The following is a 12,437-nucleotide window of genomic DNA, read 5'->3' on the forward strand; positions in this document are numbered from 1 at the left end:
TAAACCCATAGCATAGGCAAGGATGTTCAGATGAAAGAAACCAGTCGTCGCACCGTCAATCATTACCAGGACCATGCGCAGGCTTATCGGGACGGCACGTGGGACCATGATGTCAGCCAGAATCGTGATGCTTTGCTGGCGGCCATCGGCTTGCCGGGGCCCGTGGATATTCTGGATCTGGGCTGTGGACCGGGGCGGGATCTGGTCGCGTTTCAGGCCATGGGCCATCGTCCGGTGGGGCTGGATGGCTGTGCGGTTTTTGTGGAGATGGCTCGTCAGCAAACTGGCTTGCCGGTGCTGCATCAGGACTTTCTGGATTTGAATTTGCCCGCTGCGGCTTTTGATGGCGTGTTTGCCAATGCGGTTCTATTCCATATACCCAGCGCGGAGCTGCCTGCGGTTTTGACTGCTTTGCGACACAGTCTGCGACCGGGCGGCGTGCTGTTCTCCTCCAATCCGCGTGGTCAGGGGCAAGAAGGCTGGAATGGTCAGCGCTATGGTTGTTACTACAGTTGGGAGCAGTGGTCAGAGCGTCTGGAGCAAGCGGGCTTTGAGTATATCGATCACTTTTATCGCCCCACAGACAGGCCGCCGCAGGAGCAGCATTGGCTGGCTTCCCTGTGGCGCGTACCGGCTTGAACAGGTGCAAAATGGTGAATCCCTGACCTGGCTACTTAGGTGATTGTTTTATAAGCCTATTTTTTGCTAATACAGGGGTTTTCCCTATTTTTATGCACATCTTTTGTGGATAAGCCGGTTTTCAACAAGCAAAGGCTTGCCCGAGGAAAAAAATGGTAAAGAATTGTCGATTCTCTGCTCGCCATTTCTAAGTGCTTGATTGCACGGGGATAAGTGCAGTGATTCACGGTTTATCCTGTGACTTGTCCACATTTTATGGGGATAAGCTGGCGTCTGTTTCCGGATTTGGATGTTTTCTGTTCGTGGTTTTCAAGTGGCTGATACTACGGAAGGTTTTTCTGATTTGCCCAGTTTTTCCTATGAGCTATCCACAGTTTTCGGGGATAAGATGGTGGGCTTGCTCAACTTGGGTTCAGACCCGTCCCAAGGCTATGATGCGCACTAGCAATGTTTACCCTTGGCGGCCAGTCCCTTCGGTGCTTTGCCTTTTAATTGAGGAGATTGAAACGTGGAAAAATTGCAAGCCTGGATGACAGAGTTTCCAGCCGTTGTCGCGATTGCGCTCAACGTCGTGATCGCTTTGTTGATTCTGATTATTGGCTGGTGGCTATCGTCCGTCGCTGGTCGTGCCATCAAGCGGATGGCGGCCCGTTCCCCCCGAGTGGATCCGACGATTGTACCCATGGCCCAGTCCGTAACGGTCTGGACAATCCGCATCTTTGTGCTGATTGCCGTGTTGGCCCGTTTTGGTGTGCAGACCGCCAGCATTATCGCGGTACTGGGTGCCGCCGGTTTGGCGGTGGGCTTGGCCTTGCAGAACACACTGCAAAATATCGCCGCCGGCATCATGTTGCTGATGCTGCGTCCTTTGCGTGCGGGCGAGTTTGTGTCGGTTGTTGGTAAAGGTGACGGCACTGTGCAGGAAGTGGGTTTGTTCCTGACCCGCTTTGAGCAAGTGGATGGCATTCAATTCACGCTGCCCAACAGCCTGATCTGGGGCAACCCTATCATCAACTACAGCCGTAACACCACTCGTCGTTTGGACTTCGGGGTGGGCGTACGTTATGGCGATGATCTGGACCTGGCCATCAAGCTGCTGCAAGACCTGCTCAATGAACATCCTCAGGTGCTGAAAGACCCGGCTCCTTTGGTCATGGTCATGGAGTACAAGGACAGCGTAATCACCGTCAATCTGCGTGCGTGGATCAATGCTGCTGACTTCTGGGATGCCCGTTTTGATCTGTTCCGCCGTGCGGTCCAAGTGCTGAATCAGGCTGGTTTGCAGACGCCCGTTCCAGTACGTGAAATCGTGCAAACGGGTGGCGAGAAAAAGGCTGCTTAAGCCTTGGGTTCAGGGCCTGATTTCCAGATCCTGAATACGATTTTGCCGGGTTCAAGCCCGTGCTGTTCTGACCTGACATGGGAATGCCCCAAGCCTTGCTTTTAGCGGCTTGGGGCATTTTTTTCGGGTTAGCCTGCATTGGTCTTACTGCGGGCTTCTCCCATACTGTACTCTTTGCTCTGGCGCTGTTTTTCCACCTGCCCTCACGATGTTTCTGATCGACGAAAAAATCACGGTACGACGCTTGGAAGTTCTGCTGGCTTTTCTGGAAGCTGGCACGATTGCCCGTGCCGCTGAACAATTGGGCACCAGTGCGGTGAGCGTGCATCGGGCCTTGAAAAGCCTGGAGGAAGGGTTGCGCTGCCCGCTGTTCTTGCAGGAGGGCCGCAATCTGGTGCCACAGGAGTCGGCGCGCGAGCTGGCCGAAGCGGCCAAGGAAACCATACGCACCTTGCAGCACGGCATTGATGCTGCCCGCGAAGCCGGGGGGTATTCGTCGGATCAGTTGCGCATAGGTTCCATGTACTCGCTGACGATACGTTTGGTGCCGCGCCTTTTGGTAGAGCTGAAGGTTCACAAGCCTTTATTGCAGATTGATCTGGTGCTGGACTCCAACGAGAAGCTGTTGCAAAAGTTGCGGGGCGGTCATATTGACGCAGCCCTGATCGAGTTGCCACAGGAGCAACCGGATGATCTGGAAGTGCTGCCCATTTTTGATGATGAGCTGATGTTTGCTGCTCCCATGGATTGGCAAGGATCGGACTCGTCCGTGGTGGATCTGGAGCGTTGTTCCAAGGAACGTTTTGTGTCGCTGACCGATGATTTTGCAACGGGGCGGGACATGCAGCGCATGTTGGCCAAAGCCGGGTTTGATGCCGATATTGTGATGCGCACCGGAGACATCTTTTCCTTGATGAGTCTGGTTAGTGGTGGTGTGGGATGCTCCCTTTTACCTGCGCGAGCCAAAGCGGTTTTTTCTGACAAGATTCAGTGGCTGAGCCTGGAGCAGAAGTATCGACATTCACAGCGTATCGGCCTGGTGTGCATGAAGTCGCGCGAGCGCAGCCCGAATGTGTTGAGCTTGTTACGGGCCTGCCGGATCGTGCGTACTCAGTTGGAAAAAGAAGGGCCGACGTCGGGCTGATACGGGTCTGCGCAAGCCGCTGTCTTGCGTTTATCCAGCCCAGCGAGATAGCCAGCGCTGCAAGCCATCCAGGGTTTGGAACTCGTCCACACTGCGCGCAGGAATCTCCGGATAGCGTTGATTCCACATGGTCGCCAGACTGCGGCCCGGACCAATCTCCAGCACCACATTGGGCTGTCGCTCTTCAATCTGTTCCATGCAGGAGTCCCATTGCACAGTTTGCATCAACTGCGCTGATAAGGCCTGGGCAGCGGTAGTGGCGTTATGCACCCATAGACCGGCATTGGTGGGCCAAGGCAAGGTTGGGGCAGTCAGTTCGCTTTGATTCAGTTGCTCTTGAAAGGCCTGGGCCGCGCTGCTCATCCAATGGGTATGGGAGGCAATATTCACGGCCAGGGGTGTGCAACGTGCCCCTTGTTCTTGAGCGAATTTTTCCAGGGCAGCAAGCTTGTCACGTGGTCCCGCACAGACAGCACTATCAGGACCATTGCGTATCGCCAGGGCAGCGCCGTGCGCTTGGCACCATTGCTCAATCGTTCGGATTGAAACCCCACTTATCGCCAGCATGCTGCTGTCCTGTCCGGCCCCGGCTTTATCCATCAAGGCGGCTCTTAGTCCGGCGAGCTGGATGGTATTGCTGGCATATAACACACCCGCTACACAAGCGGCTGCCAGTTCACCAATGCTGTAGCCCGCCACGGCCACCAAAGATCGCCTGGAGGTTTGCAGAGCAGGGACGTGCTCCTGCAATTCCTGCCAAGCGGCCAAGGCGCAAGCTGTCAGCAGAACTTGGGCATGGGCATTGGTGCTGGCCCAACGGGTATCGCGCATGGCAGCGCGCCAATCGGGAACGTGCAACTGTTCCTGCATTTGCAGCAGCGAGGGGTTTGCCGGGTTCATCCAGGGCAGCATGTCTGCGTATTGCATGCCTTGCCCGGAAAACAGCAGGGCGATTTTCATAGTCAGGCTCCAGTAGGGCGACGCTGGCTGGCACTGCCGGGTGCATAGGCTTGCAAGCGATCCAGCCAGCAGCAGGCCGACAAGGTGTCGGCTGCGCCGCCGGGGGACAGGCGACGTTTCATGAAGGCTTGATGCAAGGCTTGCGCGCGCTGCACCGCATCGGGGCTGAACGCACTGCCTGCTTGCAAGTATTGTGTGGCGCAGTGGCGCGCGTAGTGTAGCCCCTCCAGTCCGCCACGATGGGCCAGATTACTATCGTCAAGGACCGCCATAACAGAAAAAAAGGTATGCAAACCCACGGTTTGCAACTGCTCTTCTGCCACTGGTGTGCTGTGCGGAGACAAAGTTTTGACAGCGACTTGCCAGGCGGGCCAGGCCGTTTCAAACAAGGTGGGAAAGCCCTGGGCTGCTTCCTGGTTCGCGCCTTGCAAGCCATAGCGGCGTACCGCCCGTCCGCCCGGCAGTGCGGACGAAGCTTGCAGGCTGCGGGCCTGTAAAGCCGCCCCCCATAATGTTTGAAGTTGGTCCCGAATCGTGGCGGGAGTCAGGGTGCGAAAAGGTAGGCAAGCGCCTGCGGCTGCGCACAACAGACCCAGCATGAAGATGGCGCCACGGTGGGTATTGATGCCCCCGGTTGCCGCCTGCATGCGAGCCTCCGCTGCAATCCCGCGAGTTTGCAGCTGGCTGAATGGAACACGCTGTTGGCCCAGAGCCGCCATGTCAGAAAAATAATGGCGCAGGGCAAACAGACTGCGATAAAAAGTGCTGGCATCCATATCGTCATGGCTGCCGCTGTCGAGCAAGGAAACCAGCCCCGGTTTGGGGGCCAGAATCAGCTCGTCATACAGCGCTAGAACCGCCGCACGGCCTATGGCCGCACAACTCCAGGAACGAGATGGATCCATGAAGTCGGCGGCAGTGGGGCGATGCGCCAATGTTCTGGTTTCAATTGCATCAAGCAGCATGAGAGGACTCCGGAGCAGGAGCGTGCTCGGGCCAGTCCGAGTGCGCCTGAATACGTACACCATGAGTGCGTTTGATCATGACTTTGCTGCTGGCACCGCTGCGCCATTGCTGCCATTCACGCCAGGCAATGGCGGCGTCATCGGGGAACAGCAGCTCGCCATCCAGGCGGGGCAAACCGGACAATTCGCTGATTGCACTTAATAGCTCCACCAGACGATCTGCTTGCGTGGCGCTCTGCACGGGTAGCAGCAAATCCAGGTCTGAACCTTCACGCACATAGCCCTGTCCTGTGATCAGCTCCCAGCCATAACTGCCATAGACCTGAGCCGTGCAGCCATGTGCTTGCATACGCTGACATAAGCTCAGCCAGTCTTGCGCCAAGGAGGCTGGCAATAAGGTTTGGGCTTCATGGGCGGGGGGAAAACTGCCCCAAGACAGGCTCTGGTTTTGGGAAACGATCAGGGACAGACGTTGCCGCCCCCAATCGGTCGGTAAAGGAATGCCCACTTGCAACTGTCCGCTATGCAGTTCGCCTGGCTGACGGCTGACGACCAGCGGCCAGCCTCGAGCCTGCCATTGATGCAGGCTCTGGCAGACGTGGCTGGTCAGCTCCAGATCAGTCAGCACCTGATCCCAGGCTGTGTTGTCCAGCGTGATCAGGTGGTGACGGCGAGCGGGCAGCTGGGCGTTCATCAGGATGCCTGCAAGACCTGTTCAATGATCTGGGCAGCCAGGCGGCGGCCACCACGTTCGGCACCATCGCTGGCGCGGCGATCCTGATCATTGGATTGAGCCAGTGCTGCCCGCAAGGAAGCACGCAGTTGCTCTGGCGAGCTGCTGTCCCAGACAGACTGAATGCCTCCCATGGCCACGTAGTTGCCTACGCCGGGCGCAAAGACCGGATTGGACTGCGCCAGCTCTTCCAGCATGGCTTCGGGCAGCTTGGTCACGCGGGCCATGGCAGGAATGCGCATGACGCGAATTTCGGCTTCGGGCACGGCATAGCAGGCATTGGCAATCAGGCCGGAGGTGATGAAGCCACCGGACAGGGCCTGGTCGTACACCAGCCCAATGACCTTGTGGCCTTTGCGTCGGGCCAGATCCAGGCACATACCCAAGTGAGCCATGGCGCGGTTGATGCCCAGCAGCTCATCGCGGCGGCGCAGTTGCTGGCCCTGGGTATCGACCAAAAGCAGCAGGCTACGGCCAGGATGGTTCTTGATGGTGTCCAGCACGGCCTGTGCCTGGGTCAAGGCCAGGGACACGCCGATGGGGGCGTGTTCCGTCGTGCCGATCACGGCCAAGGTTTCACCATCAAACTCGGCATTGCCTTGCAAGAACAAATCCTGTTCGCTAATGCTGTGCTGCGTATCGAACAGCGATTGCACCAGTGTTTCCCATTTCATGACAGCGCCTCCTGGCTGCGTAATGCTTTGACGGCTGCAGCATCCATCTGCCCGACTTGATCACTTTGTTCCAGCCCCAGTGCTTGCCACAAGGCTTGGGCCTGATTTTCAGTTTGGTCCCATTGCTCCACAGGCAGCAGGGCTGCGCGGTGTGCCAGCAGCTGATGTTCCTGTTCCAGCTCTTCCAGGGTGACGGGACCACGAGCTGGATTCTTCAAGCCTTGTACGGCAGCGGCGCGGAAAGCGGCCACGGTGTCCGGTACAAGGTCGTCGCAATCGGCGGTCAGCCATCGGTGTTTTCCGCCACTGGTTTGCCAGACCAAAGCGCGGTCCTTGGAGTCGTATTCTTCGACTCCGTGGGAGGCTTCAATCACTTCCGGGCCGGACATGGCCAGACGGCCGACGTCGCTCATGATCAGGTGGTTGGTGCAGCGGGCCACAATGCCCATACCCCCAAAGCAACCGTTTTGCCCGCCGACCAAAGCAATTACAGGCACTCCGGCATTACGCGTGTCCAGCAGGGCGCGCATCACTTCCGAGACGGCTATCAAACCGGCGTTAGCTTCGTGCAGACGCACACCACCGGACTCCAGCAGCAGCACTACGCCTGCAGGGCGGTCGATCATGGCTCGACGCAGCAGGCCCACCAGCTTGGCGCCGTGGACTTCGCCCACACCACCGCCCATGAATTCGCCTTCCTGCGCCGCCACATACACGGTCTGCCCCTCCAGCAAGGCACGGCCGATAGCCACGCCATCATCAAAGGAAGAAGGCACTCCCAACTGGGCCAGATGGGGGCTGCTCAAGCGTTGTGCAGGGGGCAGCCATTCGTGAAAGCTGTTGGCGTCAAACAGAGCCTGGACGCGCTGGCGGGCAGAACACTCCAGATAACTGCTCATGACTGTGTTCCTTGTGCTTGGCTGCGTGCCAGGGCTTCGCTGGCGGCCTGGTCCAGACGCAGACTGACCACGGCAGGGGTGGCCCCCATATCGTTAATGTCAAAGTGAATACCGGCCAGCGGATGGCGCTGGTGAAAGTCCCGCACCACCGCATCCCAGATCGTGGAGAAACCACGTGCCGAGGTATGAATATGGATGGTGCATTCGGCGCTCTCCTTGGGCTCGGCCAGCACTTCCAGATTGCCCGAACCTACCACGCCCACCAGCACAGGCTGGAAGGTGCCAATAGGCTCTTGTCCTTTGAAGCTATAGGCCAGAGTTTCCAGGCCGTGAGGAATGTTTGTCATCGTGATCTCCTAATGCAAATAGCGTGGCGGGCCATTACCAGTTACGGAAGCGTGCCGGAGGTTGATACAGCCCGCCGGAGGCTTGAACCAGATCCCGCATGCTGCGTGCGGCCAATAAATTGCGGGTGGCCTGGCGTGGGTCTATGCCCAGATCCTGAGGGCGACGGATGATGCCGCGATCACGCAGGTTCTCCACCATGCGGGCATCTCGGCCCAGGCCCACTTGCGTGTAGCCGGCAACGCCCCGTATGGCTTGTTCGCGCTCTTCGTCGGTACGGCACAGCAAGAGATTGGCGATGCCTTCTTCTGTCAGGATGTGAGTGACATCGTCGCCGTACACCATGATGGGCGGCAGATCCATGCCGGTCTGCTCCTGCAGGGTCCAGGCATCCAGGGTGTCCACAAAGGCGGGCGTCATGTGTTCGCGGAAGGTTTCCACAATCTGCACCACCAGCTTCTGACCACGTGGCGTACCGGCTGCACCTTGGCGTCCTTGGCGTGCCTCTTGCCCGGCTTTCAACCAGGCGGGGCTGGCGTGGCGACGACCGCGAGCATCCGCGCCCATATTGGGTGCGCCACCAAAACCGGCAATACGGCCCAGCGTGGCGGTGGAGCTATTGCCATGCAGGTCGATCTGCAAGGTGGAGCCGATGAACAGGTCACAGGCGTAGTGGCCAGCCGCCTGACAGAACGCGCGGTTGCTGCGCATGCTGCCATCCGGGCCGGTGAAGAACACATCGGAGCGGGCGCGCAGATAGTTTTCCATGCCCAGCTCGGAGCCGAAGGAGTGCACCGATTGCACCCAACCGGCTTCGATGGCCGGGATCAGGGCAGGATGCGGATTCAAGGCCCAGTGCTGGCAAATCTTGCCTTTCAGGCCCAGTGATTCGCCGTAAGTGGGCAGCAACAATTCAATGGCGGCGGTATCAAAACCGATGCCGTGGTTCAGGCGTTGCACACCGTATTCCGCGTAGATGCCCTTGATCGCCATCATGGCCATCAAGACCTGGATTTCGCTGATCTGGGCTGGGTCGCGGGTAAACAGCGGTTCGATAAAGTGCGGGCGGGGAGCGGGCACGACAAAGTTCACCCAGTCGGCGGGAATGTCCACGCGTGGCAGGCGAGTGGTCTTGCTGTCGACCAGCTCGTTGACCTGGGCGATGACAATGCCGCCGGAAAAGGCAGTGGCTTCCACAATAGCCGGGGTATCTTCGGTATTGGGGCCGGTGTACAGATTGCCGTGCTCATCGGCGGCCTGGGCCGCGATGAGCGCGACATTCGGGGTCAAATCTACAAAGTAACGGGCAAACAACTCCAGATAGGTATGAATGGCACCGATGTTCAGTCGTCCTGCCGAGGCCAGCCTGGCCAGGCGCGCACCTTGCGGGCCGGAAAAGCTGAAGTCCAGGCGGTTCGCAATGCCTTTTTCAAACACATCCAGGTGCTGGGGCAAGGCCAGCACGGATTGCACCATGTGCAGGTCATGAATCTGCGCTGGGTCGACGCCCACCAGTGCGTCGGCCAGAAAGTCGGCCTGCTTCTGGTTATTGCCTTCCAGACATACTCGATCTCCTACTTGTAATACGGCTTCCAGCAAGCTGCTGGCTTTATCCGTGCTGCATATCTTGCCTTGCAAAGAGTCTCCCAGTGCGCGGCTGGCACGTTGCAGTCTTTGCTGGCGGGCTTGATTCTTAAGATTCCAGTTGCTGTCCGTCATTGGGTTTCCCTGTCCTACCTCTGTCGATGTGATCCGTTGAGTAAGCTGCCCGACCCTTCAGGATCGGAGTTCAGGCAGCGCGATAGTTAATGTGCCCAGGCGGTGGGCAATGCGGGTGGCCGCTTCCAGTAGCAGGTCATCTTGCCCAGGGCGGGCAGCCACTTGCAGTCCTAAAGGAAGCCCGTGGCTACCAAAGCCGATGGGCAAGTTGATGCATGGAATGCCCAGTGCCGTCCAGGCGCGGCACAGCACGGGATCGCCCGTCGTGTCGCGTGTGGGAGCCTCGCCCAAGGCGGCTGCGCTCAGGATCAGGTCTGCGTCGCCGAAGATCAGCTCGGGTTGGCGCTTGACCTGATTGATCAGGCCTTGAGCCTGAATCAGTTCGGCAGGTTGAGTCTGTGCGCATTTATCCAGATAAGTCTGCAAAGCAGGCGAGAGCAGTTCCAGATGTTGCTGGCGTTCATGGCTTAAATGGATCAGCACTTCAGCCCCCATGACGGCTTGCTGCGCATGGGTCAGTTCACCAAACAGACTGTCCCTGTCGCTAAGCTGAACTTCGAACTGGCCGTCATCCATTTTCAGGTGAGTTACGGTCGCTTCCAGCCGATCACGCAAATCCTCGGCAATGTCCTCCCACCAGGGTGTGTGCAAAAAGCTCAGGCGCAAAGGGGCTTGCTGCAGGACTTGCGATACTTCCGGCGTGCTGCGTAGTGCGTTGAACACAAGGCGAACATCCTCCAGACGCTGGCCCAAAATTCCCAAGGTGTCCAGAGACGGGCTGATGGTTTTCAGGCCGCTGCTGGGCAAGGCGCCGAAGCTGGGTTTGAAGCCATAAATTCCGCAGAACGTGGCGGGGCGCACCACGGACCCCGCTGTCTGGGTGCCCAAAGCTACCGGCACCACATTGGCAGCCACGGCAGCGGCCGAGCCGGACGACGAACCGCCCGGCGTGTGCTCCAGATTCCAGGGGTTGCGTGTCTTGGGTGGGCTGAACAGCGCAAATTCTGTGGTGACGGTTTTGCCAAAAGGCACGGCACCGGCCGCACGCAGGGCCTGCACAATGGCAGCGTCCTGGGTGGGGCGGTTGTCGCGATAAATGGGCGAACCATAGGTGGCTGGAGCGTCCGCCGTATTGATCAAATCCTTGATGCCGATGACCAGCCCCTTCAAGGGGCCGGTGTTGTTCTCCTGCTCTTGGGCGACATGCCGTACCTGCTCCTTGTCCAGATGGGCAAAGGCCTGAATCAGATCCTCGGTTTGCTCGTAGCGGGCAATTGCTGCCTCTGCTGCCTCCTGGCTGGATGTCCTGTTTCGGGTAGCGAAATCATTCACAGACATGGCGCGTCCTTAGATCGTGAAAGGTGCGATAAGAATAGCAATCGTCAAAATGACGGTGCCAATCAGAAAGGCCACCACGGTAAAGCCCATCACTTGTCGTACATTCAGGCGCGCAATGGCCAGCACAGGCAAAAGCCAGAAGGGCTGGATCATATTGGCCACCGCCTCGCCAAAGGCCACGGCCATGGACATCAGGCCCAGGTAGGCAGGGCCGTCCTGACCAATGGCCAGGGCCGATTGCACAGCGATGGGGCCTTGCACACCCCAGTGTCCGCCACCGGAAGGAACAAACAGCGAGATGATGATGGAGGCGATAAAGGTCAGGAAGGGCAGGGTGTATTCATTGGCCCCGGTCACCAGCGCGGAGGACAGGATTTCTTCCAGGGCGCGACCGCCCTCCATGGGGATATAGGCAAGTAGGCCCATGATGCCGCCATACAGCGGGTACTGCAGAATCAGCGGGCCTGCCGTTTTGGCGGACTCGACAAAGGATTTGATAAAGCGGATAGGCGTCCAGTGCAGCAGGGCACCGGTGACGGTAAACAGCATGATCATGGATGAGATGTTCAGCGCAAAACCGCTGCGCACGAAGTAGTACATACCCGCGGCAAAGAACAGCACATTCAGAATCCACAGGTTTTCCAGCTTTTCAGCCGGGGTGCTGGGCTTGGTTTTGGGCAGGTCTTTTTCAATGTCAGCAAAGACGGCGGGGTCAGGCGGCAAGGCGTAGTCAGGCTCCATGCGCCAGATCGTCAGAAACAGCAGGATGATCAGGGCCACAACTGGAATCCAGCTATAGGGCTGGAAAATGGTCAGGCTGAACGGCACCGTCATGCTGGTCAGTTGATGGATGACGTTGATGGGGCTGTTGGGATCAGTATTGGCCAGGGCAATCGAGCTGGACAGACCTTGAGTCCAGAGCAGGTAACCCATATAGCCCGAGGCAATCAGATAACCAAAGTGCACATTGGGCAGACGGCGGGCAACCTGGCGTGCAACCAGGGCACCGGCCACCAGACCCAGGCCCCAGTTCAGCAGGCAGAAGATCGCGCCCACGGCAAAGCACAGCAGGGCACCTTCAACTTGTGTGCGGGCACGGGAGGCCAACCAGATGATGGCGCGTTTCAAGGGTGGTGCTTCGGCCAGGGTGTAGCCCGTCACCAGAATCAGCACCATTTGCAGGGCAAAGGTGAAAATACTTTTGGGGCCCCATACCCCGCGATACCAGGCATCCACCATTCCTCCGGGGGTGGCGCCATCGACAAACAGGGCAATCAGTCCTACAACCAGCAAGCTCAGGATGACGGCGAACAGATACGGGTCCGGCATCCACTTTTCTACGTAACGCACGCAGATATTGGTAAAGCGGGTCAGCAAGTTTGGCCTGGGTTTGGCCGAGAGGGTAGCAGTGGTGTTCATGATGAACTTATCCTTGTTTTTGTCTCCCCGACCTGGCTAGTGGGTCGGCTGATGGATGTGGATGCTGGATACACAGTCCCGCTAGCGCGTACTCCTCGGTAATGACTGTTGCCTGTATCTCGCCTTCCTTTTTTATGGTGTGCCCCTTAGGGGGCTTATCGTTGTGCCCACAAGATAGCGACAGGCTAGTGCGTGGATCAATAAAGCAAATGTTGTTTTATTTACGCGCGGCGAAACGATGACGCGTTAACCCTAGGGGA

Annotated in this window: 12 protein-coding genes; 3 read left to right on the forward strand and 9 right to left on the reverse strand. The window is 58.1% G+C overall.

Annotated features, from left to right (window positions below):
* Positions 1–30 precede the first annotated feature (30 nt).
* From NBV64_RS05295 to NBV64_RS05305, 3 genes are all read left to right on the forward strand, one after another.
* Positions 31–639, forward strand: a complete 609-nt coding sequence (locus NBV64_RS05295; RefSeq protein ID WP_250756824.1) for a class I SAM-dependent DNA methyltransferase — start codon at positions 31–33, stop codon at positions 637–639.
* A gap of 529 nt (positions 640–1,168) precedes the next feature.
* Entirely contained in the window at positions 1,169–1,981 is an 813-nt protein-coding gene (locus tag NBV64_RS05300) for a mechanosensitive ion channel family protein (protein WP_031233007.1), read from the forward strand.
* A gap of 208 nt (positions 1,982–2,189) precedes the next feature.
* Entirely contained in the window at positions 2,190–3,125 is a 936-nt protein-coding gene (locus NBV64_RS05305; protein WP_250756825.1) for a LysR substrate-binding domain-containing protein, read from the forward strand.
* Between the two features lie 30 nt (positions 3,126–3,155).
* Here the strand turns inward: NBV64_RS05305 and NBV64_RS05310 are convergent, their stop codons facing one another.
* From NBV64_RS05310 to NBV64_RS05350, 9 genes are read right to left on the reverse strand one after another with little or no spacing between them, the layout of a single operon-like run.
* Positions 3,156–4,085, reverse strand: coding sequence for an acyltransferase domain-containing protein (locus NBV64_RS05310; protein WP_009457837.1), 930 nt, complete (start codon positions 4,083–4,085; stop codon positions 3,156–3,158).
* 2 nt (positions 4,086–4,087) lie between these two features.
* A complete protein-coding gene (locus NBV64_RS05315; RefSeq protein WP_250756826.1) occupies positions 4,088–5,050 on the reverse strand; it encodes a triphosphoribosyl-dephospho-CoA synthase in 963 nt (320 codons plus the stop codon).
* Positions 5,040–5,744 (reverse strand): malonate decarboxylase holo-[acyl-carrier-protein] synthase, encoded by a 705-nt coding sequence (gene mdcG / locus NBV64_RS05320; protein WP_009457835.1) that lies wholly within the window; start codon positions 5,742–5,744, stop codon positions 5,040–5,042. Before mdcG ends, NBV64_RS05315 begins: the two co-directional genes overlap by 11 nt.
* Positions 5,744–6,457, reverse strand: a complete 714-nt coding sequence (gene mdcE, locus NBV64_RS05325; RefSeq protein WP_250756827.1) for a biotin-independent malonate decarboxylase subunit gamma — start codon at positions 6,455–6,457, stop codon at positions 5,744–5,746. The genes mdcG and mdcE overlap by 1 nt, the downstream gene beginning before the upstream one ends.
* A complete protein-coding gene (locus NBV64_RS05330; RefSeq protein ID WP_060185684.1) occupies positions 6,454–7,356 on the reverse strand; it encodes a biotin-independent malonate decarboxylase subunit beta in 903 nt (300 codons plus the stop codon). The genes mdcE and NBV64_RS05330 overlap by 4 nt, the downstream gene beginning before the upstream one ends.
* Entirely contained in the window at positions 7,353–7,703 is a 351-nt protein-coding gene (gene mdcC / locus NBV64_RS05335) for a malonate decarboxylase acyl carrier protein (RefSeq protein WP_250756828.1), read from the reverse strand. The genes NBV64_RS05330 and mdcC overlap by 4 nt, the downstream gene beginning before the upstream one ends.
* A gap of 34 nt (positions 7,704–7,737) precedes the next feature.
* Positions 7,738–9,420, reverse strand: a complete 1,683-nt coding sequence (gene mdcA / locus NBV64_RS05340) for a malonate decarboxylase subunit alpha (protein ID WP_009457830.1) — start codon at positions 9,418–9,420, stop codon at positions 7,738–7,740.
* A gap of 57 nt (positions 9,421–9,477) precedes the next feature.
* On the reverse strand, positions 9,478–10,758 hold the full coding sequence (locus tag NBV64_RS05345) for an amidase (RefSeq protein ID WP_250756829.1): 1,281 nt from the start codon (positions 10,756–10,758) through the stop codon (positions 9,478–9,480).
* 9 nt (positions 10,759–10,767) lie between these two features.
* Positions 10,768–12,177: a short-chain fatty acid transporter gene (locus NBV64_RS05350; protein WP_035270901.1), complete on the reverse strand. Its 1,410-nt coding sequence runs from the start codon at positions 12,175–12,177 to the stop codon at positions 10,768–10,770.
* Between the last annotated feature and the right edge of the window lie 260 nt (positions 12,178–12,437).

Source organism: Alcaligenes sp. DN25, assembly GCF_023674485.1.
Classification (GTDB): domain Bacteria; phylum Pseudomonadota; class Gammaproteobacteria; order Burkholderiales; family Burkholderiaceae_B; genus Alcaligenes; species Alcaligenes phenolicus.

What these genes read in the sequence shown, in the direction of transcription:
- NBV64_RS05330 (WP_060185684.1), bottom strand. Translation starts at nt 7,356, where the DNA reads ATGAGCAGTTATCTGGAGTGTTCTGCCCGCCAGCGCGTCCAGGCTCTG.
- NBV64_RS05315 (WP_250756826.1), bottom strand. Translation starts at nt 5,050, where the DNA reads ATGCTGCTTGATGCAATTGAAACCAGAACATTGGCGCATCGCCCCACT.
- NBV64_RS05310 (WP_009457837.1), bottom strand. Translation starts at nt 4,085, where the DNA reads ATGAAAATCGCCCTGCTGTTTTCCGGGCAAGGCATGCAATACGCAGAC.
- NBV64_RS05300 (WP_031233007.1), top strand. Translation starts at nt 1,169, where the DNA reads ATGACAGAGTTTCCAGCCGTTGTCGCGATTGCGCTCAACGTCGTGATC.
- NBV64_RS05350 (WP_035270901.1), bottom strand. Translation starts at nt 12,177, where the DNA reads ATGAACACCACTGCTACCCTCTCGGCCAAACCCAGGCCAAACTTGCTG.
- mdcE (WP_250756827.1), bottom strand. Translation starts at nt 6,457, where the DNA reads ATGAAATGGGAAACACTGGTGCAATCGCTGTTCGATACGCAGCACAGC.
- NBV64_RS05305 (WP_250756825.1), top strand. Translation starts at nt 2,190, where the DNA reads ATGTTTCTGATCGACGAAAAAATCACGGTACGACGCTTGGAAGTTCTG.
- NBV64_RS05345 (WP_250756829.1), bottom strand. Translation starts at nt 10,758, where the DNA reads ATGTCTGTGAATGATTTCGCTACCCGAAACAGGACATCCAGCCAGGAG.
- NBV64_RS05295 (WP_250756824.1), top strand. Translation starts at nt 31, where the DNA reads ATGAAAGAAACCAGTCGTCGCACCGTCAATCATTACCAGGACCATGCG.
- mdcC (WP_250756828.1), bottom strand. Translation starts at nt 7,703, where the DNA reads ATGACAAACATTCCTCACGGCCTGGAAACTCTGGCCTATAGCTTCAAA.
- mdcG (WP_009457835.1), bottom strand. Translation starts at nt 5,744, where the DNA reads ATGAACGCCCAGCTGCCCGCTCGCCGTCACCACCTGATCACGCTGGAC.
- mdcA (WP_009457830.1), bottom strand. Translation starts at nt 9,420, where the DNA reads ATGACGGACAGCAACTGGAATCTTAAGAATCAAGCCCGCCAGCAAAGA.